Raw genomic sequence first — 22,208 nt, 5'->3', positions numbered from 1 at the left:
ATGTGCCGGCGTCGTCGGCATTCTTCTCAGTCCAAGTCACTTGTTATGTCATGAGAAGAAATACGACATAACAAATTGATTTTATTGATGATATGGCGGAAGGGGTGGGATTCGAACCCACGGTGGGCTTGCACCCACGCCGGTTTTCAAGACCGGTGCCTTAAACCACTCGGCCACCCTTCCAAACGGTTGACACTGTTTAGCTATCGTCGCGAGGCCGGTTGTCGAGAAAGGCCATTTGCTATTCAACGTCTCTGGTGCGCTTGTTTATGGCGGCACGTAACGCATCGTCAACCTGCGCCACGGCGTCGGCCTCCATATTCGGCAGGACGTGCGAATAAAATCCAGCGTGATCCCGACCCTTGCTATGGCCAAGCCGTCGCTGGCGATCTTCGGATCTGCCTCTTACAGCATACTGCAGGTCTCTTCGATGGCGCCGAGCAAAGAGACTCGCCGGCTTGAGCCGGCGGTTTTCCTTGCGGCCAGCGAAGCGAGCGCTCATGATAGCTCGATCGTTCCAAAAGGGAGTTGCGGCTGTGGCGACAGGTACAGTGAAGTGGTTCAATGCGACAAAGGGTTTCGGGTTTATTCAGCCCGACAGTGGCGGTAAGGACGTGTTTGTCCATATCTCAGCCGTGGAGAAAGCGGGCCTTAGCTCACTCAACGAGGGCGCCAAAGTGAGCTACGAGGAAGTAGCGAACAGGGGAAAGACCTCAGCAGAAAACCTGCGGGTAGGCTGATCTTCTTGCCCGCCGGCGCTCGCCGGCGGGTGATTTTTCGTCGAAGGGAACGCGTTCCACACTCCCGAGACCGGTACAAATTACCAGGAGACTTTCCGATGTTCATTGCCATGAATCGCTTCCAGGTCATCAAGGGAAATGAAAAGGCTTTTGAACAAATCTGGCTCTCGCGTGACACCTATCTAGGGAGTGTGCCTGGATTCGTTGAATTTCATCTTTTGCGTGGACCTGAAGCTGAGGATCACACGCTTTATGCCTCGCACACGATCTGGAAAAGCCGCGACTCTTTCTATGCATGGACCAAATCAGAGGCGTTCCGAGCCGCTCACGCGAACGCTGGCAGCAATAAGCCACTCTATCTGGGTCATCCTCAATTGGAGGGATTCGAAACGCTCCAGACCGTGACTGGTTCTACAACTCAAAATGAGTAACCCATTGGGAGTCACTCAGCGATTCGCGGTCGACTCTGCCGATTCCTTCAGCAGAAGGTCAGCTGCTTAATAGAAGATTTTGCGAAATATATTAAATTACCGATCTTGATTTTAAGCTGCTCCCCATATTCCTCCCTTACCACCCTAAGGCGCCGCTGAACTCTTATAGAGTGTCGCGACCCGCTTCCGCGAGGAGGGCACCTGGCGCGTCCTGCACGGGGATGAGTGCGGCCCGAACATGTCGGAATTTCTTGCGATTTGTGTTTTAGCCGGCCGCATAGAGCCATCCCGCACCTTCGGATGACGATCATATTGACGCTGTAAAACAGACACGCGTGCGGACGTACAGGCAATGAATGCACCAACAGAAGACCGCCGCAAACATCCGCGCGTCGAAATCGACGAGCCGGCTTACATTTCTACAAGCGGATTAAGCATGCGGTGCCGGCTGTTGAACGTATCTTCGCAAGGAGCCGCCATCGAGGTCCCAAATCCGGCCCTTGTCCCGTCGCGTTTCCAGCTGATGACCGAAAAGGATCGGGTGATTCGATTCTGCCGGGTCATCTGGATCAAGCAGGACCGGATCGGAATTACTTTCGATCCGCCAACTGCCTAGGCGGGCTCCGGCGTCCGAGTCGCGACCTTGATTGACCACCCGTTTCGCTTCTGAAGGGCTCACCCCATTTCCGCCTTGTTTGCTCTGCGATATGTTCACGGCTTGGTATGGTTATGGACCATATCGTGCTGACCGGCGCGGTGAAGTGGGGCAGTCTGCCGGGGACCGGGTCTTGGGGACGGATGAGGAAACCAAATTCAGATCGAATTGGGCATGCTGCATGCGCTGTGGCCGTCGCGGGCGCGTGCCTGATGCTGGCCAATTGCGGTTCATCAAACAACCTCAGCCGGATCGATCCTAAGTATGGAGTTTCGAGCAGCCCTCGGGTGATCGCCTCTGGCGAGGCGGTGCCAAAAGGCGGCGGCACTTACCGGGTCGGCAAGCCCTATACAGTCGCCGGGCGCATTTACGTTCCCGAGGAAAACACCAAATATCGCGCCGAAGGGCTTGCTTCCTGGTATGGCGATAACTTCCATGGCCGTCTGACAGCCAACGGCGAGGTTTTTGACATGGCCTCGCTGTCTGCTGCGCATCCAACCCTTCCCTTACCGTGTTATGTCCGGGTGACAAACCTGGGCAACAGCAAATCCCTGGTGGTCCGCGTCAACGATCGCGGGCCGTATCACGGTAACCGGCTGATCGATGTCTCGAACAAGGCCGCCGAGTTGCTGGAGTTCAAGCAAAATGGTGTCGCCTCGGTGCGGGTCGAATACGTCGGACGCGCGCCGCTTGAAGGTTCTGATGATCGGCAATTGATGGCGACCCTGCGAACGGGTGTGCCCGCACCGTCGCCGTCCACCGTCAGGATCGCCTCGGCGCGGCCGTTTGTCCCCGAACTCGCGCCGTCAGAACGCTCAATCGGTGGCGATGTCACGACTCCGCGAGGCCGCTCTCATACGCCCGACCATACCTCGATGGACGTCGCATCGATCAACGCCGATTCCGAGATGTCTGCGTCCGGCCGCACCCCGGCGCGTCGGCAGGCCATGGAAGGACCGCGGGAGGTTTCATACGGCGAGGGCAACGTTGCAGGCCATGTCCGCCCCGTCACCGCTTATGCGCCGGTGGACCAGCGCGGACCGAGCGAGCTACTCTCGGGCCGAGGGCTCTATTAAGGGTCGCGCACCTACCGGGAAAGCTTGAAATCTGCTTTGATTTTGTCCGGCCGCGCCATAGGCGCGGCGCCATGTTGTTTGCGACCATCCCAACTGATAAAAGGATCTACTTCGGAATCGCACCATGACAACCAGATCTTCCACGCCCGACAGACGCGGGGGATTCGCCTGGCGCGGTCTGGTGGCCGCCGCCGTCCTCACGATCGGCCTCGACGGAATCGTGCTGGCTGCCAACAATAGCGTTCAGGGTGCCAAGAAGGAAGAAATCTACGAGACCAGCGCCCCGACCGCAATTTTGATCGAAGCAAAAAGCGGCAGCGTTCTTTTCGAAAAAAACGCAGACGAACTACGTGCACCGTCCAGCATGATGAAGCTGATGACGGTTGAAGTCGTGTTCAACGCCATCACGAAAGGCGAGATCAAGCTCACAGACGAGTACGTCATCAGCGAAAACACCTGGCGCAAGGGCGGGGCGCCTTCCGGCGGATCGACCATGTTCGCCGCGATCAACAGCCGCGTCGCAGTCGACGATCTTCTGCACGGGGCAATCATCCAGAGCGGCAATGACTCCTGCATGGCGCTTGCGGAGGGTATCGCCGGCAGCGAAAGCGCCTTCACAGAAAAGATGATGGCCCGAGCGCGGGAATTGGGCATGACCCGCTCCACCTTCGCGAATTCCAACGGTCTTCCACATCCCGACAACAAGATGACCGTTCGAGAGCTTGCGGCACTCGCGCGCCACATCATTTTGACCTACCCGGATTTTTACAAGCTGTTCGGCGAACGTGAATTCACCTGGAACAAAATTCGTCAGTTGAACCGCAACGCGCTTCTGACTGCGATGGACGGAGCCGACGGGCTCAAGACCGGCTACACCAAGGAGGGTGGATACGGCATGGTCGGCTCGGTGGTCCAAAACGGCACCCGGCTGATCGTTGTCGTGAACGGCCTCGAAAGCGCCGACGACCGAGCGGCCGCCGCCAAGAAGCTGCTGGAATGGGGTTTTCGAAATTTCGAAATCCGGACCCTGTTTGCTGCGGACCAGCCGGTCGGCTACGCCAAGGTATTTGGCGGTGATAGCGGCTCCGTTCAGGTCGCCACGTCAGACCCGGTTCAAATCATGGTTCAGAAGAACGGCAGCGACAAACTGCTCGCGCGCATCGTCTATACCGGGCCGGTCCGTGCGCCGGTTGCGCCGGAGCAGCCGATCGGGGTCATCAAGGTATGGCGAGGCAAGGAAGTGGCGGTCGAGATGCCGGTTCATGCCACGAAAGCCGTCGGTGTCGGCTCGACCATGCGCCGCGCGTTGGATGGAGCGATCGAGCTTGTCATTGGGATGGTGCGCTCGGGCGCCGCGAAACTCTAATGGCCGACGCCACGCCCAAAGCCGACCCGCCGCGCGGACGTTTTATTACCTTCGAAGGCGGCGAGGGGTCCGGAAAATCCACGCAGATCAAGATTCTCGTCGAACGTCTTCAGGCGGCCAAGCTGCATGCCATCGTCACGCGAGAGCCCGGAGGATCGCCGGGCGCCGAAATCATTCGACACCTCGTCCTGTCGGGCGTGGGCAAACTGCTCGGCGCTGACGCTGAAACCCTGCTGTTTGCGGCGGCGCGCGATGACCATGTTCGCACCGTCATCAGGCCTGCGCTGGAGCAGGGCATATGGGTGCTCTGCGATCGGTTTGCCGATTCGACCCGCGCCTATCAGGGTCAGCTGGGACACGTGCTACCCGGCGTGCTGAACGCGATGGAGCGGGTAACCATCGGCGATCTCAAGCCTGACTTGACGGTGATCCTCGATGTCCCCGTTGAGGTAGGTTTGCAGCGCGCAGCCGCTCGCCGTGGCAGCGGCGCGCCGGATCGCTTTGAGGCGGAGGACCTTGCTTTTCACCGGAAACTCCGTGACGCCTATCGCGAGATCGCAGCGAGCGACCCGCAACGCTGCGTGGTGATCGATGCCGACGCCGACGTCAATACCGTCGCCGCGCGAGTGTGGACGGCACTGCGCGACCGCGTGCTAACGGCGGACACCGCATGATAGCGCGCTCAGCCACCGCGGAAATGCCGGTCCCGCATCCGCGCGAAACCACCGTGCTTTTCGGTCACAGCGAGGCGGAGCGGACGTTGCTCAATGCCTATCGCGGGGGCCGTATCCCGCACGCCTGGCTGATCGGTGGCGCGCCGGGGATCGGCAAGGCGACGCTCGCCTACCGGATGGCGCGATTTGTGCTGGCGCACGGCGATCCCAGCATGTCCGATGTGCAATCAGCGGAAACGCTCAAACTGGACTCGATGCATCCGGTGGCGCGCCGCATCGCGGCCGATACGCATGGCGGGCTCCTGACGCTGGAACGAACGCCCAACGAAAAGGGCGTTATGCGCACGGTCATCAGCGTCGAGCAGACCCGGGAGACGATCGCTTTCTTCGGCTCGACCGCCACCGGGGATGGGTGGAGGGTGTGCATCGTCGATACTGTCGACGAACTCAACCCCAATGCCGCCAATGCGCTACTCAAGGTGCTCGAAGAACCGCCGCACCGGTCGCTGTTTTTCTTAATAAGCAATGCTCCGGCGCGGGTATTGGCGACGATGCAATCGCGCTGTCGCAAGCTGATGCTGCGCCCGTTGGCAGCAGACGATGTGATCCGCGCGGCCGCGGAAGCAGCGCAGATCGCGCCCGACGATACGTCCTTGCAGGAAATCGCCTACGCGACCGAAGGAAGCGTCGCGCGGGCGCTGGCGCTCCTGGGAGGCGGCGCGCTGAAGCTCCATCAACGGACGACGGCGTTGTTGAACAGCCTTCCGCAAATCGACCCGGGCGAACTCCATGCGCTCGGCGACGCCATCAGCGGCAGCGATCGCGCCTCGCTTGGCGCTTTCGTCGACAGCGTGGACCGCTGGATTGGCGAGCGACTCCACACCAGCGATGCGAACGCCGATCTTCCTCGTCTTGCACGGCTCGCGGAGGTATGGGAAAAGATCAACAACGCCGCGCGCGAGACAGAGACCTATAATCTCGAGCGAAAACCCCTGGTTTTTTCGGTGTTCGGGCTTCTCGCAGAAGCTACCCGATAAGCACTCGGCTCCTGACCGTTCTTTTTCCTGCCTGACCGATAAGGATTTTGTTGTGGCTCCCGCTAAGAAGAAACTGGCCAAGAAAGCCCGCGTGAAGGCGCACAAGTCGCGTCCCGCCGCCACTGGCCGTAACCCGACGAAGGCGCGCAGCAAGAAGGCGACTCGAAAGACCACCAAACGCAAGAAGACGAGCGCGAAGGCGACAACGAAAGCGCGCGCGCCGAAGACGGCTAAAAAGGCGGTAAAGAAGAAGACAGTCAAGAAAACGATCAGGAAGACCGCCCGGAAAACCGCAAGGAAAGCGGTTAAAAAGCAGCCGGCGACAAGAACCCCGAAAAAGGTCGCGACCAAGAAGACAGCGTCAAAAAAGGCGACGCCGAAGAAAGCCGCACCGAAGAAAGCGACGCCAGAAAAGGCCGCGCCGAAGCGATCCGTCACCACGCGTCCGGTGAAAAAGACAACGCCGCGATCGCCGAGCAAGGTTGGCGCCAAGGTCGATACGACCGCTGCATCGCTCCCCTGCAGCACGGCATCATCGCACACCAAAACGTTCTATATCACCACGGCGATCGTTTATCCGAACGGCGCGCCGCACATCGGCCACGCATACGAGGCCATTGCCACCGATGCGCTCGCGCGTTTCCAAAGGTTGGATGGTAAGGATGTGTTCTTCCTCACCGGGACCGACGAGCACGGCCAGAAAATGGTGCAGACCGCGCAGCGGGAAAACATATCGGCCCTTGAACTCGCCACGCGAAACGCCGAACTGCTTCGTAAATTGGATGAGACGCTGAACATTTCGTTCGATCGGTTCATTCGCACTTCAGAACCCGCGCACCATAGCTCGGTCCAGGAAATCTGGAGGCGCATGGCAGCGAATGGCGATATCTACCTGTCGAGCTACGCCGGCTGGTATTCGGTACGCGACGAAGCCTATTACGCGGAGGACGAGACGCTCGTCGGCGACGACAATGTGCGGCGCGGACCGCAGGGTACGCCGGTCGAGTGGGTGGAGGAAAAAAGCTATTTCTTCAAGCTGTCGGCCTATCAGGACAGGCTGCTTGCGCTGTACGAAAGCCAGCCTGACTTCATAGGTCCGGATTCTCGCCGCAACGAAGTGGTCAGCTTCGTGAAAGGCGGCCTGAAGGATTTGTCGATCTCGCGCACCAACTTCGACTGGGGCATCAAGGTGCCCGACGATCCCGAGCATGTCATGTACGTCTGGGTCGATGCGCTGACCAATTACATCACAGGCGTCGGTTTTCCAGACGAGAACGACCGCAACTGGCACTATTGGCCGGCCGACGTGCACATTATCGGCAAGGACATCATCCGCTTTCACGCCGTCTACTGGCCTGCTTTTCTGATGTCTGCGGGCATTCCCTTGCAGAAGCGGGTCTATGCTCATGGCTTCCTATTCAACCGCGGTGAGAAGATGTCGAAGTCGGTCGGCAATGTCGTCGATCCATTCAGTCTCGCCGCGCAATACGGCGTCGATCAGGTGCGCTATTTCTTCCTGCGCGAGGTGCCGTTCGGGCAGGACGGCAGTTACAATCACGAGGCGATCGTGGCGCGCATCAATGCCGACCTCGCCAATGACTTCGGCAACCTCGCGCAGCGCTCGCTGTCGATGATCGCCAAGCAGCACGGCGGCGTTCTGCCGGAGCCCGGAGACTTCAGCGACGCCGATAAGGCGATCCTCGCGCAGGCGGACGGCATGATCGCAATCACGCGCGAGGCGATGAATACGCAGCAGATTCACCAGGCGCTTAATGCAATCTGGACCGTCGTCGCCGAAGCCAACCGCTATTTTGCGGGCGAGGCGCCCTGGGTCTTGGCCAAAACCGATCCGGCGCGGCAAAGGACGGTGTTGTATGTCACCGCCGAGGTGGTGCGCCAGATCGCGATTCTGGCCCAGCCTGCGATGCCTGTCGCCTGCGCAAAGTTGCTCGATATATTAGGTATCCCGCAAGGCGAACGAAGTTTCGCGATGCTTGGTGGTCAAATCCGGATCAAACCGGGCACGGCTTTACCTGCACCGGTGCCGGTGTTTCCGCGCTATGTCGAACCGTCCGCAGCCTGAACGGTTTACGCTTATGCTGGTCGACAGTCAGCATGATGGCTATTGCACCCGAAGCCTGGACTTGTGGGTGCAATGAGACGGTTGCTAGTCAGGATGTCGCGTGATGGCGAATCACACCGTTTCATCCTTCGACATGAAGTGTGCGTACCGATGGACTAACGCTTCCGGCCTGATTTCTGATCATCTTAGCTCTTTGCGGCTACGATGAACCAGAAATCCTCGCTTCGGAGGGGCCCCTCAATCTATCCAGGGTAACCGGTCGTTATAAGTCGTAGCCGCCAAAGGGCGCGAACAAAAGGTGCCGCTACAGGCGTAGCTGTTCCGAATGCCGTCATCATAGGCCATGGTTGGGTTGCGATAAGCGGAACAGCCCCACCTGTCGCAGCGATAACCATAGGCCCCGGTGCGCCAGCCGACCCCACGCACTTCGATGGTGTTTTTAGAACTCATCGATTTCAACGTCGCCGATTGTGTGGGCATCGGCCCGGCCTGGGCGCTCATGCCAAACATAGCGATGGTTGCAGCAAAAACAGCGGTGCGAAGAGAACTCGAAGACTTCATCCTCAATCTCCCGTGCATGTGGCGGCGCATTGGCGCGGCCGGCGCCGGCTAATGAGGGCCGACGGTTCCAGGCCATGCTGATCCTGAAAATAAATCTGTACTATGTGCCATTTTGTCGCAAAACCGTCATCTTAGGCTCCCGTTACAAAACTGTCATTTTAGGTTCACATTGGTCAGCCTTATCCGATTATTGCCGCCGCAGATTTGGCTCGCCTACCGAAAACCCTCTAATCGGATGGACCAGCCGGCACTCTCTCCAGATTGATTTGGTGACGTCCTGCAACTATCCCGATGCGAAAGTGTGGGATTGGAGTGACACATTCGCCTTCTTTCTGATCCCTCGCTCTGAGGGTTTGCCATGTAACAAGGGTGTCACATGCGACTGGAATAAAGCCCGCGTTTCAGCGAGTTCCAAAGAAAGGGAGCTCGAAATGGGGGGCAGAATTGATAACGATAAAGGGATTGAGCGCAGCAATATGCAGCGTTGGCTTAACGCTCGGAGCTTCCATTTTTGCCCCGGCCGACGCCCAACAATTGGACCTGTACGTCGATACGGTTACCAAGCAGGTTTATACGGCGCCCGGTAAAAACCGGGTGAAAATGGGTACCTTTCAGCAGGTGCAGAAAGAACCAGGCCAGCAAACAAAGAAGAAGAATTCAGGTCAGCCGGCACCAAAAGATTCAAGTCAGCAGGCACAGAGAGAACCGGGGCCAAGCTTCGTCCACGAACCGCTGCCTGTAAAAGCCAAGGACGAACACTGGTACGACAGAATTCACATGCGAGGCTATACGCAAATCCGCACCGGTAGCACCGTGAGTGGAGACAATAAAGAAGTCGTCTACTGGCCTGATAAATCGGTCGGCGATAACACGAATTTCTTGATCAGGCGGGCACGTCTGATTTTCTACGGTGATGTGACCGATAATCTCTATCTGTATTTCCAGCCTGATTTTGCCAGTACGCCGTCTGGATCCACCACAGGCAATTTCGGGCAGTTAAGGGATGCCTACGCCGATATCTCCTTCGATGACAAAAAGGAATTCCGTGTCAGGCTCGGGCAATCAAAAATCCCTTTCAGTTTTGAGAACATGCAATCCAGCCAAAATCGTCTTACACTTGATCGTGCTGACGGTATCAACACGTGCTGTCGGGATGAGCGTGACATCGGCGCATTCTTCTATTGGGCCCCAGCTGAAATACGCGAGCGGTTCAGAGACCTGGTGGCGAACAATCTGAAGGGATCGGGCGACTACGGCGTGTTCGCCTTCGGCGTCTACAATGGACAGGGCGCCAACCGCGTCGAGTTAAATAACGACATGCATATGGTGGCCCGCGTCACCTACCCCTATCAATTCAGCAACGGTCAAATTTTTGAAGCAGGCGTAGAGGGTTTGCACGGGCGCTTCGTTACATCGAACGGCCCTATAAGCATCGTTACACCGAACGGCCCTGTAAACATTACTCCGGTCATGGTCGCGCCCGCGCAAGGATTTGTCGATGAGCGTGTCGCGGTGCATGCTGTCCTTTATCCGCAGCCCTTCGGGTTGCAGGCAGAATGGAATTGGGGACGGGGACCTCAGTTAAACGCCGCTCAGAGGTTGATTACGGACTCCTCGCTCAACGGTGGCTATGTCCAGGCCACATACAAATACGATGCTGGAGCTTGGGGAATCATGTTCCCGTTCGTCAAATGGCAATACTACGAGGGCGGTCAGAAATTCGAGCGCAACGCCCCGAGAAACCTCGTCAATGATTTGGAGTTTGGCGTTGAATGGCAAGTCACCAAAGCAATTGAGCTCACAGCTGAGTATCACATGATGAATCGTACCGACGTTCTGAATGCCCCTTACAACCAATTCAGGGCCGATGTCGTGAGAGTCCAGGTCCAGTGGAATTACTGATACTCTCAAAGCTTCTCATCTCGTTCGTCCGCTCGGCCGCGATCTGCCGCCGAGCGGATCAGCGTTTGCCGGACGAACGGACCTGGAAGACTGCGACCCGCCGGCAGAGTCCACTGGCGGGTTCCGCATGGAGGAAGGCTCGGGAGCCCGTCGGGTCAGGCCGGAAAGACGGTTGTAGAAAGACTAATCCATTCCTGCGTGAAATCTGGCCGTCAGGAATCATAAGCAGGTCACTGCTTGGACGCTAGGGCCTCCAACTCCTTTATGCCAGCCGCTCCTAACTTGCCCGGCGCAATTGCAGCGCCGGGCTTTTTCTTTTGGGGCGAGACCGTGAGGCGATAGGCGACGAAAACTTCGGCATCACTGAATGACTCTAGCAGCTCACTACAGATCGGGCAGCGGAAATCCCAGCCTTGATTGGGCAACGATACCAGCTCTAGTCGTCCGAAGGCGGCTCCGCACTTGGTGCAAAAGACATCGGCTTGTCTCAAGGTACCCCTTTGTATGCCCGTCATGAATCAGAGGTAAACTGTCCCTATACTAGCGGGAAATCTTTGGCGTTATCCCGCTCGCCAAACGCCGGCCCGCACTTAATGTCCCGCGGGGCTTCACGCATCTAGGGTGATGAAATGAACCGGTTGCAAATGTTCGTTGAGCATAGTGTGACTGGCGGCTACAGGTCGAAACGCGCTGCATATGCGTTTGACCCCGAGAACCTGCCGCCGCCTGGCGAAAATCTGGAGTGGAAAGCGGTGTCCTCGTTTAACGCCGCTGACGAGATAATGCGGGACTCCGGTTTAAAAGACATCTTCATACTCGCGGTCGATAAGGGTTGCGCCATCGTAGAGGAAAGGGTCGAGCTCGCGCTTAACTTCGAGAATAGTCGTCAGCGGTGCAGATGACCAAAGGCATCCAGCCATTCTGACCTCTGTTCCGTCCACTCACGGCGCCGGGTCATAACCGAGTGGACGGCCTCGATCACGGGCCTCTTGGCCGGGTATGAACCAAAGTCCAAAGCCGAACGGCTGATCGAGGAGGGGCTGTTCCTTCTCCAGCACAAAAGGGCCGCACGCGACGTCGCCCGTTACCGGGCTCGCCTTTGGTAACGCTATCTACAGAATGAAATGACGATCTCGGCAGGATTCGAACCTGCAATCCGCGGAGTAGAAATCCGTTTCTCGCGCGGAATAAACGATGCAGCCCTTGACCTCGCGGCCTGTTGAAGGCACCTGTTGGCTGACTGGCGTTGTAGCCCCGTTTGTAGCCCGGCCAGAATCCCAACTGTCTCATGCCGTCTCCCGAGGGATCTGCCTGAAATGCTTGTCGACAGTCACTGCCATCTCGATTTTCCCGATTTCGCCGATGATCTCGACGGAATTGTTTCGCGCGCGGAAGCGGCGGGAGTTCGCCGCATGGTGACGATTTCGACGCGGGTGAGGGAGCAAGCGAAGCTGATCGCAATCGCGGAGCGGTTTCCGAATGTCTATTGCTCGGTCGGCACCCATCCGCATCATGCCGACGAAGAGGACGGCATTTCTATCGACGAACTCATCGCGCTAACACAACATCCAAAGGTCGTCGCGCTGGGGGAGGCGGGACTTGACTATTTCTACGAGCACGGCTCGCATGAGGCGCAGGCACGGGGATTCCGCACTCACATCGCCGCCGCGCGCGCGACCGGATTACCTCTGGTGATCCACACCCGCGAGGCGGACGAAAATTGCGGTCACATCCTCGAGGAGGAAATGACGAAGGGTGCGTTTCGGGCGGTGCTGCATTGTTACACTGGTGGCCGAGAGCTCGCAATGAAGGCGGTCGCGCTTGGATTGTATATCGGCTTCACTGGAATTTTGACCTTCAAGAAATCCGATGCGTTGCGAGCGCTCGCTGCGGAGTTGCCGGACGAGCGCATTCTCGTCGAGACTGATGCACCGTATCTTGCGCCTGGCAAGTTTCGCGGCAAACGCAACGAACCTTCTTATGTTGTGGAGACTGCGAAAGTTCTGGCAGAGGCGCGCGGCGTTTCGCTCGACAAAATTTCGCGACAGACCACCGAGAATTTTTTTCGGTTATTCTCCAAGGTGCCACACCCGGACGCAGCCGCATGACGCTGACGCTGACCATTCTCGGCTGCGGTTCGTCCGCCGGCGTGCCGCGTCCGGCATTGGGCTGGGGTGCCTGCGATCCCGCCAATCCGAAGAACCGTCGTCGCCGCTGTTCGCTGATGATGGAGCGCGCATCGAAGCAGGGGACAACGCGCGTCCTGATCGACACCTCGCCCGACCTGCGCGAGCAATTGATCGATGCCAATGTCGATCATATCGATGCGGTGTTTCTGACGCACGAACACGCCGACCAGACTCACGGAATCGATGACCTGCGCTCCGTCGTACTGCATCAGCGCCGCCGGATTCCGGTCTATCTTAATCAATCGACGTCCAAGGATATCCTGTCACGTTTTTCATACTGCTTCGTATCGCCCGAAGGCAGCGGCTATCCGCCGATCCTGGACAGCCATTCCATCGAGGCGGGCGAAAGCCAAACGATTGACGGCAAGGGTGGCGCGCTCACTCTATCGGCCTTTCTTGTGCAGCATGGCAATATCCCGGCGCTGGGCTATCGGATCGGCAACGCTGCCTATACGCCTGACGTGCATGATATTCCGCATGAAAGTTGGCAGGCGCTGGAAAACCTCAATCTGTGGATTATCGACGGCCTGCGCTACGCGCAGCATCCCAGTCATTTCAGCGTCGCGGATGCGTTGTCGTGGATCGACCGCTTCAAGCCCAGGCGTGCCGTGATCACCAACATGCACTCTGATCTGGATTATGAAGTCCTGCGGCGCGAGCTTCCAGAAAATGTCGCACCGGCCTACGACGGGATGCAGCTAGCGATCGATCCGGCCTGATGGATCGATCGGCTGAGATCTGGGACGCCAACCAATTCTGCTGAGGTGTCTACTCGGCTGCGGCCATGCGGCCGATGCGCAATTCGGCCGCCGCCTGCCGGATCACAACTGCCGCGCCCTGCAACGCCAGCCCGGCCATGATCGAGGCCACGACAACGTCAGGCCAGCCAGCACCCGTTCCGAACACACCCAAGGCGGCCAGTAGCACGGCCAGATTTCCCACCACGTCATTTCGGGTACAAATCCAGGCTGAGCGCATATTGGCGTCACCAGCCTTGTAAGCCCACAGAAGCCCGAACGACGCCGTATTAGCTGCAAGCGCCGCGAAGCCGACCGTACCCATCGTGAACGCGCTGGGCAGCGTTCCGTGGGTCGCGTGCCAGATAACCGTTCCGACAACCCACAGCCCGAATACGCCCATGGTGACGCCCTTGGCGAGCGCAGCCGTGGCCCGATAGCGAAGTGCCATGCCGACCACGAATAAGCTTACGCCGTAGTTTGCGGCGTCGCCTAGGAAGTCCAGCGCGTCGGCCTGAAGCGATGCCGAGCCAGCCGCAAGGCCTGCCGCGACCTCGACAACAAACATGGCCGCATTGATGATGAGCACAGCCCACAGCACGCGCCTATGGGCAGCATTCTGCTTTGGCGTGCTATTCAAATTCAGCGGCGGCGCGCAACATTTATCAGCCATCTATTTGTTTTCCTTGCGCCTTCACCACGGCCATGAACGCCTTTTGTCAAGCTAAGTATCGCCCAGGAATATTCCATAATATACCTTATGCGAATTATACGACGGGCGACACACGCCTGCGTTTGCGTTTGCGTTTGATTTGTCACTGATGCTTGGGCTGATCTGGTCATTGGGTCTCCCCCTGCTTTTCCTCGACTAAATCCGTCGTGGCTCCCGTTTACGCAGACGCCCACCTGTTCCGCCGGCACCGCGCCATGTCGTATCGGTGCAGCGACATGCCGCAGGCCAATCAGGCTTGCGACTCCAAACCCTACGTCAGACCCAGACCTTGGCCGCACGTGGGTTCGCGCCAAACTTAAGCCGATGCCGAACCAGGTCATGGCTTATGGTTCAGCCGCCACTCAAACTCGCATCAAATCCGCAATCTGGTTGCAGTTTAATGAGTCGGTGAACTGTCACGGATCAGCGAAATCGCCATCAAGCGCGCTCGTTGAATCGCACCCGACTTAGGCCTAAACGCCGCAGTGACCAAACTGCCATCATAGAGGATGGAAAGTTGTTCAGCAATTTCCTTTGCTGGTTTGATCCCCGCGGAGGTAAGCATCCGTACGAACGCATCGCGCACGGCGACTTTGTGAATCCGAACCCAGCGAGGCGCGGGCAAATTTCGACCATGCTGCTCAATTGCGGCAACAACAAATGCGCAACCTCGGAAGGTCGATTTCGACGCGGCTTCCAACAGCAAGTCAAATACATCGCTGATTTTTGATTCTAACGACGTAGCCTGGATTTCTATGCTCCGCAGCCGTTCGAGAGAGGCTTTATGACGCGATTCAAGGCAAGCCTCTACGAGATCGTCTTTGCTTGGAAAGGCTGAATAGAATGAGGCTTTTGCGACACCAGCCTGATCAATCAGCTTATTGATTCCTGTTTCGTGAATTCCTTCGCTAAAGAAAAGATCGTTAGCCGTCGCGAGAACGCGCTCTCTAACACCAAGGGTTCGACGCTTTGATCTGTCGAAATGCGATCTGCCGCGGATCGCGCGAGGTGAGATTTCTGCTTTCTTACTATATCTTGTTCCCATCCGTTTATTATCGCTCCGTAATTAAGACGCCAAAGGCGAGACCTCCGCTCAAACGCCGGCGAGACTCGTCAATCGTCGTCGGACAATCGCGCGCTATGATCTATACCCGACAGATCAACGGTGACGCATACATTGCAAATCATTACTGCGCCCCGGCCAATAACTACCCCTCTTCTGTGCACCAGGCGTCCACCACCTTGTAGCCACTGAATCACGCGCAGAAACGCGGTTGACAGTAGCCGATGATTCGTTAGCATGAACAGACTTGTCTGTCTAACTTTGAAGACATTCGCACCTTGAGGAAACGAGGAGTGTGAGGAGAACCAACCTTTAAGGAGGTCTCCGTTGCCCTCGGAGAGCAGCATCAAACACTAACGAACGGGAGATAGCGTATGCTTGATTGGGCTAATGTCAGGAGCAAGTTGTCGTCACGTGTCGGTGAACTACGCAAACTTTCGCCTGACACCGTGGATGCCTATCGAATGGCCGGTGGCGCAGGTGCCAAGACCGGACATCTTGATGAAAAAACGCGCGAGCTCATTTCGCTTGCTGTCGCGGTAACGACGCGCTGTGACGGCTGCATCGCCGTTCACTCTGCGAAGGCGGTAAAAGAAGGCGCAACGCGCGAGGAGATCGCCGAGGCGCTCGGTGTTGCTGTCGCAATGAACACCGGAGCCGCTGTCGTCTTTTCCGCAAGAGTTCTCGACGCATTGGATTCGGTCGAAGGCGCGCGATAAGTCGCGCTCTCCATTGGTTTCGCGCCGTGCGCGAATGCAACTCTTCCGGCTCGGAGCTGATCGAAAGCAACTTCGAGTCGGTTTGGCGGGTGGGTCGGCCGCCGTTCTCATGCCGACCGTTTCAGTTCGGCATCGCCGGCTGTAGTTAAACGGAGCGCGCCACGTATTCGCGCCAACCTTTCGCGCGCAACCCGCATGCCGGGCAATCGCCACAGCCATAGCCCCACTCATGCCGCGCGCCGCGCTCACCAAGATAACAGGTATGTGAGTGTTCGCGAATCAGATCGACCAACCCGGCTCCGCCGAGTTCATGCGCAAGCGACCAGGTTGCGGCCTTGTCGAGCCGCATCAGCGGCGTATGCAGTTCGAACTGTCTGGCCATTCCAAGATTGAGAGCGATCCGCAAGGCTCTGATGGTTTCATCTCGACAATCGGGATAGCCGGAATAATCGGTCTCGCACATACCGCCGACGATATCCGTCACGCCGCGCCTGTAGGCCAATGCGGCGGCGAAGGTCAGGAACACCAGATTGCGGCCCGGCACGAATGTGTTGGGCAATCCACCCTCGCCCATTTCGATCGCGACGTTCCGGGTCAACGCCGTATCGGAGATCTCCGCCAGCGTCGGGATGGCAAGCGTATGACTCTCGCCGAGTTTATCCGCCCAATCCGGGCGCAGCGATTTCAGCCCCGCGAGCAGCTTGTCGCGACAGTCAAGTTCGATGGCATGGCGCTGGCCGTAGTCGAACCCCAGCGTTTCGACGCGCGCGAAACGTTGAAGCGCCCAGGCAAGGCACGTGGCGGAGTCCTGTCCACCGGAAAACAGAACCAGTGCGGTTCGAGAGGCTGGTTCGTCGATCATGGCGATGCCAATAGCATCCCTCGGTACCCCACGCCAATCGGCGGAGATTGCTTGGCCGGCTGCCTGCTTTTTGCTGGGATAAGGGTGCGGCTTCCGGCATAGAGAACGCGAAAGTCCTTCGAACCGGTGAACCGATGACCCCTTCCCGCGATATCTCACGCCTGATCGAAATCATGGAGCAATTGAGAACGCCCGGCACCGGCTGCCCGTGGGATCTTGAGCAGACGTTTGCGAGCATTGCGCCCTACACGGTCGAAGAATCCTACGAGGTCGCGGACGCGATCGCGCGCAACGATCTGATCGATCTCTGCGACGAGCTTGGTGACCTGCTGTTGCAAGTTGTCTTTCATGCGCGCATGGCCGAAGAGCAGGACGCCTTTTCATTCGGGGATGTGGTCGAAGCGATTACGCGCAAAATGATCCGACGACACCCGCATGTATTTCCCGACGGCTCAGGATACATTGCGTCATCGGACGTGAAAGGAACCTGGGAACGCATCAAGGCGGAGGAAAAAGCCGAACGTGCTGCACGTAAGCCGATGAAGGAAGCGCCGGCCTCAAGCCTGCTCACGGGCATCAAGGCCGGACAGCCTGCGTTGGCGCGCGCAATAGCCCTGCAGCAAAAGGCCTCGACCGTTGGGTTCGACTGGAACGATCCCCGTGCCGTGCTCGACAAGATCCGCGAGGAAGCGGACGAGATCGAAGCGGCGTTGGATCATGGCGACAAGTCCGATATCGCGTCTGAGACCGGCGATCTCATGTTCGCGCTGGTCAACCTCGCACGTCATGTCGATGCCGACCCTGAAATGGCGCTGCGTGGAGCCAATGCGAAATTCGAGCGGAGGTTCGCTTACATCGAACAGGCGCTCGTTGCGAGAAATCGTTCTCTTGAGGAAGCGACGCTCAAGGAAATGGACGCGCTTTGGAACGAAGCGAAAGAGCGTGAGAAAGAGGGATCTTTCCGGATTCCTATATCGTCCTGAGACCTTCGCCGCTTGCGTTTTTGCCCGCACCGCCCCACGCCACAGCAGAAGGCATCGGTCGCGGGACTGCCCTTACACACCGGTCTGACTAATGAACTTGGTGATAAGATAGGAGTCCATCGCCTCCGTTCCACCTTCCGAGCCGTAGCCGGAATCCTTGACGCCTCCGAAGGGATTTTCCGGCAGAGCCAGAGCGACATTGTTGATTCCGACCATGCCGCTCTCAATTGCAGCACCAATGGCAGTTGCTGTCCTGGTCGAACTGGTGAACGCATAGGACGCGAGGCCATATGGCAGCCGATTCGCTTCCTCAGCGGCCTCGTCGAAACTCGAGAACGGCGAAATCAGCGCCAGCGGACCGAACGGCTCCTCGTTCATGGCGCGGGCGTCCTTCGGCACATCAGTGATTACGGTCGGTTCGAAAAAATAGCCCTTGTTGCCGACACGATGACCGCCTGCCGCAAGCTTGCCGCCCTTCCCGACCGCATCTTGAACAAGGCCTTCCACTGCAGAAACGCGGCGCGAATTGGCGAGCGGTCCCATGTTTGATTCAGGGTCAAGCCCGTTGCCAACCTTGATCGCCTTGGCAGCTTCCGTGAACCTGCCGACAAAATCCTTATACACCTTGTCCTGCACAAGAAGGCGCGTCGGCGCAGTGCAGACCTGGCCGGCGTTGCGGAATTTGGCGCCCGAGATGATCTTGACCACGCTTGCAATGTCGGCATCGTCGAACACGATGGCCGGCGCGTGACCGCCAAGTTCCATGGTCGCGCGCTTCATATGCAGTCCGGCGAGCGCTGCGAGTTGCTTGCCTACCGCTGTCGAGCCTGTGAAAGATATTTTCCTGATGATCGGATGCGGGATCAGATACTCGGAGATTTCGGCAGGCACGCCGAATACGAGATTGATCACGCCATCGGGCACTCCCGCATCGACGAACGCGCGGAGCAGCTCGGCGGGAGACGCCGGCGCTTCTTCAGGCGCCTTGACGATGATCGAGCAGCCGGCGGAAAGCGCAGCCGACAACTTGCGGCAGACCTGATAGATCGGAAAATTCCATGGTGTGAAAGCCGCCACCGGACCAACCGGTTCCTTGATCGCAATCTGATAGATACCCGGCCCGCGCGCCGGAATGACGCGGCCATACGTCCGTCGAGACTCTTCTGCAAACCATTCGATGACGTCCGCCGCAACCAGCGTCTCGATTCTGGCTTCAGCAAGAATTTTGCCGTGCTCCATGGTCATCAGTGTTGCGATGCTGTCGACCCGCTCCCGCATCAAGGCTGCCGCCTTACGCATGATCTTGGCGCGCTCGAACGGCGCGACCGCTCGCCAGATCTTAAATCCTTTGTCGGCAGCGGCGAGCGCCTCGTCGAGGTCGGCACGGTTGGCATGAGCGACCGTTCCGATCTGCTCTTCGGTAGCGGGGTTGAAAACGGCGATAGTCTTGCCGGAGACGCTGGAGCGCCACCTCCCGTCGATCAGCAGCGATGTGTTCTGATAGCTCAAGGAGATCTCCTGCGGCTTTCGTGAAATTGGTGGAGCATGGAATAGTCCGCAGCTTTGCTGGTCAAGACCGATCCTGCGCGACCCTGCTTTGCGAAAAGGAATCCGGTGACGCAGCTCACAGAGTCGCGATTCAACTGCGTTGAATCAAACTCTGCTTTATTCTCTTTCAACTGAGCGGTTTCCACTTTTCGGGGCTATGCTCTAAAGCGGGCGTGGTACCGCGCCATATTTGTTGACGAGTATGTCTCGTTTTGTCTCATCGACCCTGACGGTCATATCGTAATGGCCGTCGCGCAGTTCCTTGGCGAGCACTTCGGAGTTTCGATGCAGCCAACTGATCGCCGCGCCATTCGAGGCATCGACCGAAAGGTCCAGCGTGGTTCGGGTTGCCGCAAGTTGATCCTCGATCGCCGCGAGCAGCGGCTCGACCCCCTCGCCAGTTTCGGCAGAGACGAGAAAACATGGCACATCCGTCGAGCGCCGTGCAGCTATATTTTCCAGATCTTTGCGCTGATCCGCATCGAAGCGATCGATCTTGTTCCAGACCTCGAGAACGCGCGTCGTCCCTCCGGGATCGATGCCAAGTTGATGCAGCACCGTTTCGACGTCGTGCTGCTGCGCCTCGGTATCCTCGTGCGAAATGTCACGAACATGAAGGAGAATGTCGGCCTCTATCACCTCCTCCAGCGTCGCGCGAAACGCAGCGACGAGCTGAGTTGGCAAATTGGAAATGAATCCAACGGTGTCCGATAGCATTGCCTTTGCACCGTGAGGTAACACAAGCGAGCGCAGCGTGGGATCGAGCGTCGCGAACAGCATGTCCGCTGCCTGAACATCGGCGCGCGTCAATCGATTGAACAGCGTCGATTTGCCGGCATTTGTATACCCGACGAGCGCGACCACGCGATATGGCACGCGTTGCCGCCCGGCGCGATGCAGCCGTCGCGTCGCCTGTACCTTTTTGAGTTCGCTTTCCAGTCGCGTGATGCGATCGCCGATCAGACGACGGTCGGCCTCGATCTGTGTTTCGCCGGGTCCGCCCATGAAGCCGAAGCCACCACGCTGCCGTTCAAGATGGGTCCAGGAGCGCACCAGACGGCTACGCTGATAGTTGAGATGGGCGAGCTCAACCTGAAGCGCACCCTCTTTTGTCTTGGCGCGGCGCCCGAAGATTTCGAGAATCAAGCCCGTCCGATCCAAAACCTTTGTGCCCCAGGCTTTTTCCAGATTGCGCTGTTGAATGGGTGACAACGCACAATCCATCACCACGAGACTCGCTTCATCGGCGACGATCAAGCCCTTCAACTCTTCGACCTTGCCCTTGCCGAGATATGTGGCAGGCCTGATCTGGCTGACCGGAGCGACTATCGCTTGAACCACATGGAGGTCGATCGCCCTCGCGAGGCCGGCGGCTTCATCCAGCCGCGCGTCGGTATTGCGCAGGGTGCGTCCTGTCCGGGGCGTCTCGGCATCGCCGCCCCGCGCCCGCACATAGGGACCGATGACGATCGCTCGTCCGGTCGGCTTGTTCTGCATCGACCCCGACGGGTCGATGCTCCCCTCTAATTGTCGGGTTTCCAATCAGGAAACTTTCAAATGCATGCTCAAAGCGGAGCGTCCTCGCCACCCTCAAACAACTGAATCGGAGCACCCGGCATGATGGTCGAAATCGCGTGTTTATAGACCAGTTGCGAATGGCCATCGCGTCTAAGGAGCAGACAGAAATTATCGAACCAAGTAACAATTCCCTGTAGTTTGACTCCGTTCACCAGAAAGATCGTCAGGGGCGTTTTCGTCTTGCGAACGTGGTTGAGGAAAGTGTCCTGTAGGTTTTGTGCGCGCTCTATCGCCATTTTTGTTATCCGCAGTTTAGCTTTGTTTTTTGAGCCGGAAACAACCCTCCCGGAGCGTCCCATGGCCGCCGGCTCCCTCTGAGTTCCTCCTCATGGATCCGGCATCCTGGATTAGAGGGCAGAGCATGATGTTACGCAAGCCAGTTCGGGCCATAGGTTCGCCCGGATTTACAAAAACCATCAGGAAAATGCTGAAAAGCGGTGGAATTCTTCCCGAAGCTGCCTTGTGATACCGCCCGGCTGACCATTTCCCACCACCCGACCGTCGATCGCGACGACAGGCATGACGATCTGAGAGGCCGAAGTTACAAAGGCCTCCGCCGCCTCGCGCGCTTCCGCAGGTGTGAACGGGCGTTCTTCCAGCCTGATCTGAAGAGCCCCCATGACTTCCACGAGCACGGCCCGCGTGATGCCTGCGAGAATGCCACGGTCCACTGACCGGGTGACAGCGCGCCCGTCCTTCGTCACGATCCAGGCGTTGCTCGACGCACCTTCGGTAACGAATCCATCGCTGTCGACATACCACGCCTCATAAGCCCCCTTCTCGCGCGCTTCCTGCTTCGCCAGCACATTAGGCAGCAGCGACACCGACTTGATATCCACCCGCGGCCAACGATTTTCCGCCAGCGTGATCACCTTGATGCCGGTAGCGGCGGTTTGCTGCTTTTTTTCGTAATCGAGCGCACGGGCTGTGACGACGACGCTCGGTTTCACAGAGCTTGGCGGAAATGCATGATCACGCCGAGCGACACCACGAGTCACCTGCAGATACACTATCCCGTACGTCACGCGATTCCGCCGCACCACCTCTCGCATAATGATCGCGAGCGCCGTGATCGGCATCGGTTCGTCGATCTGCAACTCGCGCAGCGACCGCTGCAAGCGGACCATGTGCCGGGGAAAATCAACCAGCCTCGCGCCGCGCACTTCGCAGACCTCATAAACGCCGTCGGCAAACTGATAGCCGCGATCCTCGACATTGACGCAAGCATCGCGCAGATCGCAATATCGGCCGTTGACATAAGCAGTTCGCGACATGCGGCGAGTTCGCTTCAG

The 22,208-nt window shown here is 58.1% G+C and carries 22 protein-coding genes and 1 tRNA gene; 15 read left to right on the top strand and 8 right to left on the bottom strand.

Going from position 1 to position 22,208, the window contains the following annotated elements:
* Nucleotides 1-93: 93 nt before the first annotated feature.
* Nucleotides 94-183: transfer RNA gene (locus tag B2M20_RS07365), tRNA-Ser, on the bottom strand.
* 353 nt (nucleotides 184-536) lie between these two features.
* Here B2M20_RS07365 and B2M20_RS07355 point away from each other — a divergent pair.
* The 13 genes from B2M20_RS07355 (at nucleotide 537) to B2M20_RS07290 (ending at nucleotide 13,433) form a co-directional block, all read left to right on the top strand.
* Nucleotides 537-740 (top strand): cold-shock protein, encoded by a 204-nt coding sequence (locus B2M20_RS07355; protein ID WP_079446424.1) that lies wholly within the window; start codon nucleotides 537-539, stop codon nucleotides 738-740.
* Nucleotides 741-838: 98 nt separating this feature from the next.
* The gene (gene hmuQ, locus B2M20_RS07350; RefSeq protein ID WP_079446416.1) at nucleotides 839-1,171 is read left to right on the top strand and encodes a heme-degrading protein HmuQ; all 333 of its coding nucleotides are present in this window, start codon (nucleotides 839-841) and stop codon (nucleotides 1,169-1,171) included.
* Between the two features lie 352 nt (nucleotides 1,172-1,523).
* Entirely contained in the window at nucleotides 1,524-1,787 is a 264-nt protein-coding gene (locus B2M20_RS07345) for a PilZ domain-containing protein (protein WP_079446415.1), read from the top strand.
* 182 nt (nucleotides 1,788-1,969) lie between these two features.
* Nucleotides 1,970-2,902, top strand: a complete 933-nt coding sequence (locus B2M20_RS07340; RefSeq protein ID WP_079446423.1) for a septal ring lytic transglycosylase RlpA family protein — start codon at nucleotides 1,970-1,972, stop codon at nucleotides 2,900-2,902.
* 124 nt (nucleotides 2,903-3,026) lie between these two features.
* Nucleotides 3,027-4,268, top strand: a complete 1,242-nt coding sequence (locus B2M20_RS07335) for a D-alanyl-D-alanine carboxypeptidase family protein (RefSeq protein WP_079446414.1) — start codon at nucleotides 3,027-3,029, stop codon at nucleotides 4,266-4,268.
* On the top strand, nucleotides 4,268-4,942 hold the full coding sequence (gene tmk, locus B2M20_RS07330; protein WP_079446413.1) for a dTMP kinase: 675 nt from the start codon (nucleotides 4,268-4,270) through the stop codon (nucleotides 4,940-4,942). Before B2M20_RS07335 ends, tmk begins: the two co-directional genes overlap by 1 nt.
* Nucleotides 4,939-5,979: a DNA polymerase III subunit delta' gene (locus tag B2M20_RS07325; protein ID WP_079446412.1), complete on the top strand. Its 1,041-nt coding sequence runs from the start codon at nucleotides 4,939-4,941 to the stop codon at nucleotides 5,977-5,979. Before tmk ends, B2M20_RS07325 begins: the two co-directional genes overlap by 4 nt.
* Nucleotides 5,980-6,031: 52 nt before the next feature.
* Entirely contained in the window at nucleotides 6,032-8,062 is a 2,031-nt protein-coding gene (metG, locus tag B2M20_RS07320) for a methionine--tRNA ligase (protein WP_079446411.1), read from the top strand.
* A 430-nt stretch (nucleotides 8,063-8,492) separates the two neighbouring features.
* Nucleotides 8,493-8,675, top strand: a complete 183-nt coding sequence (locus tag B2M20_RS19975; protein ID WP_079446410.1) for a hypothetical protein — start codon at nucleotides 8,493-8,495, stop codon at nucleotides 8,673-8,675.
* A 410-nt stretch (nucleotides 8,676-9,085) separates the two neighbouring features.
* The gene (locus tag B2M20_RS07310; protein WP_244553447.1) at nucleotides 9,086-10,525 is read left to right on the top strand and encodes a porin; all 1,440 of its coding nucleotides are present in this window, start codon (nucleotides 9,086-9,088) and stop codon (nucleotides 10,523-10,525) included.
* A 629-nt stretch (nucleotides 10,526-11,154) separates the two neighbouring features.
* Nucleotides 11,155-11,427, top strand: coding sequence for a hypothetical protein (locus B2M20_RS07300; protein ID WP_079446408.1), 273 nt, complete (start codon nucleotides 11,155-11,157; stop codon nucleotides 11,425-11,427).
* A gap of 414 nt (nucleotides 11,428-11,841) precedes the next feature.
* Nucleotides 11,842-12,633, top strand: coding sequence for a TatD family hydrolase (locus B2M20_RS07295; protein WP_079446407.1), 792 nt, complete (start codon nucleotides 11,842-11,844; stop codon nucleotides 12,631-12,633).
* Nucleotides 12,630-13,433 (top strand): MBL fold metallo-hydrolase, encoded by an 804-nt coding sequence (locus B2M20_RS07290; protein ID WP_079446406.1) that lies wholly within the window; start codon nucleotides 12,630-12,632, stop codon nucleotides 13,431-13,433. Before B2M20_RS07295 ends, B2M20_RS07290 begins: the two co-directional genes overlap by 4 nt.
* 49 nt (nucleotides 13,434-13,482) lie before the next feature.
* Here the strand turns inward: B2M20_RS07290 and B2M20_RS07285 are convergent, their stop codons facing one another.
* Together B2M20_RS07285 and B2M20_RS07280 are read right to left on the bottom strand one after the other, a co-directional pair.
* Nucleotides 13,483-14,124, bottom strand: a complete 642-nt coding sequence (locus tag B2M20_RS07285) for a cation efflux transmembrane domain-containing protein (protein WP_079446405.1) — start codon at nucleotides 14,122-14,124, stop codon at nucleotides 13,483-13,485.
* A gap of 436 nt (nucleotides 14,125-14,560) precedes the next feature.
* Nucleotides 14,561-15,208: a TetR/AcrR family transcriptional regulator gene (locus B2M20_RS07280; protein ID WP_079446404.1), complete on the bottom strand. Its 648-nt coding sequence runs from the start codon at nucleotides 15,206-15,208 to the stop codon at nucleotides 14,561-14,563.
* A 392-nt stretch (nucleotides 15,209-15,600) separates the two neighbouring features.
* Here B2M20_RS07280 and B2M20_RS07275 point away from each other — a divergent pair, with 392 nt between their 5' ends.
* A complete protein-coding gene (locus B2M20_RS07275; protein WP_079446403.1) occupies nucleotides 15,601-15,945 on the top strand; it encodes a carboxymuconolactone decarboxylase family protein in 345 nt (114 codons plus the stop codon).
* Between the two features lie 145 nt (nucleotides 15,946-16,090).
* On the opposite strand, the gene queC is transcribed toward B2M20_RS07275, so the two are convergent.
* Nucleotides 16,091-16,807, bottom strand: a complete 717-nt coding sequence (gene queC, locus B2M20_RS07270) for a 7-cyano-7-deazaguanine synthase QueC (RefSeq protein ID WP_079446402.1) — start codon at nucleotides 16,805-16,807, stop codon at nucleotides 16,091-16,093.
* Between the two features lie 134 nt (nucleotides 16,808-16,941).
* Between queC and mazG the strand changes: the two genes are divergently transcribed.
* Nucleotides 16,942-17,790, top strand: a complete 849-nt coding sequence (gene mazG, locus B2M20_RS07265; protein ID WP_079446401.1) for a nucleoside triphosphate pyrophosphohydrolase — start codon at nucleotides 16,942-16,944, stop codon at nucleotides 17,788-17,790.
* A gap of 72 nt (nucleotides 17,791-17,862) precedes the next feature.
* Here mazG and B2M20_RS07260 read toward each other — a convergent pair whose 3' ends face one another.
* The 4 genes from B2M20_RS07260 to B2M20_RS07245 form a co-directional block, all read right to left on the bottom strand.
* Nucleotides 17,863-19,299: an NAD-dependent succinate-semialdehyde dehydrogenase gene (locus B2M20_RS07260; protein WP_079446400.1), complete on the bottom strand. Its 1,437-nt coding sequence runs from the start codon at nucleotides 19,297-19,299 to the stop codon at nucleotides 17,863-17,865.
* A 201-nt stretch (nucleotides 19,300-19,500) separates the two neighbouring features.
* On the bottom strand, nucleotides 19,501-20,835 hold the full coding sequence (gene hflX / locus B2M20_RS07255) for a GTPase HflX (RefSeq protein WP_087881131.1): 1,335 nt from the start codon (nucleotides 20,833-20,835) through the stop codon (nucleotides 19,501-19,503).
* Between the two features lie 68 nt (nucleotides 20,836-20,903).
* Nucleotides 20,904-21,152: an RNA chaperone Hfq gene (hfq, locus tag B2M20_RS07250; RefSeq protein ID WP_079446421.1), complete on the bottom strand. Its 249-nt coding sequence runs from the start codon at nucleotides 21,150-21,152 to the stop codon at nucleotides 20,904-20,906.
* Nucleotides 21,153-21,332: 180 nt separating this feature from the next.
* Nucleotides 21,333-22,190 carry a D-amino-acid transaminase gene (locus B2M20_RS07245; protein WP_079446398.1) on the bottom strand — a complete coding sequence of 286 codons (858 nt, stop codon included), beginning with the start codon at nucleotides 22,188-22,190 and terminating at the stop codon, nucleotides 21,333-21,335.
* Between the last annotated feature and the right edge of the window lie 18 nt (nucleotides 22,191-22,208).

It is taken from the genome of Nitrobacter vulgaris (genome assembly GCF_002028545.1).
GTDB lineage: Bacteria > Pseudomonadota > Alphaproteobacteria > Rhizobiales > Xanthobacteraceae > Nitrobacter > Nitrobacter vulgaris.
Note: the sequence above shows the minus strand (reverse complement) of the source record. Positions and strands in the feature narration are given on the sequence as shown.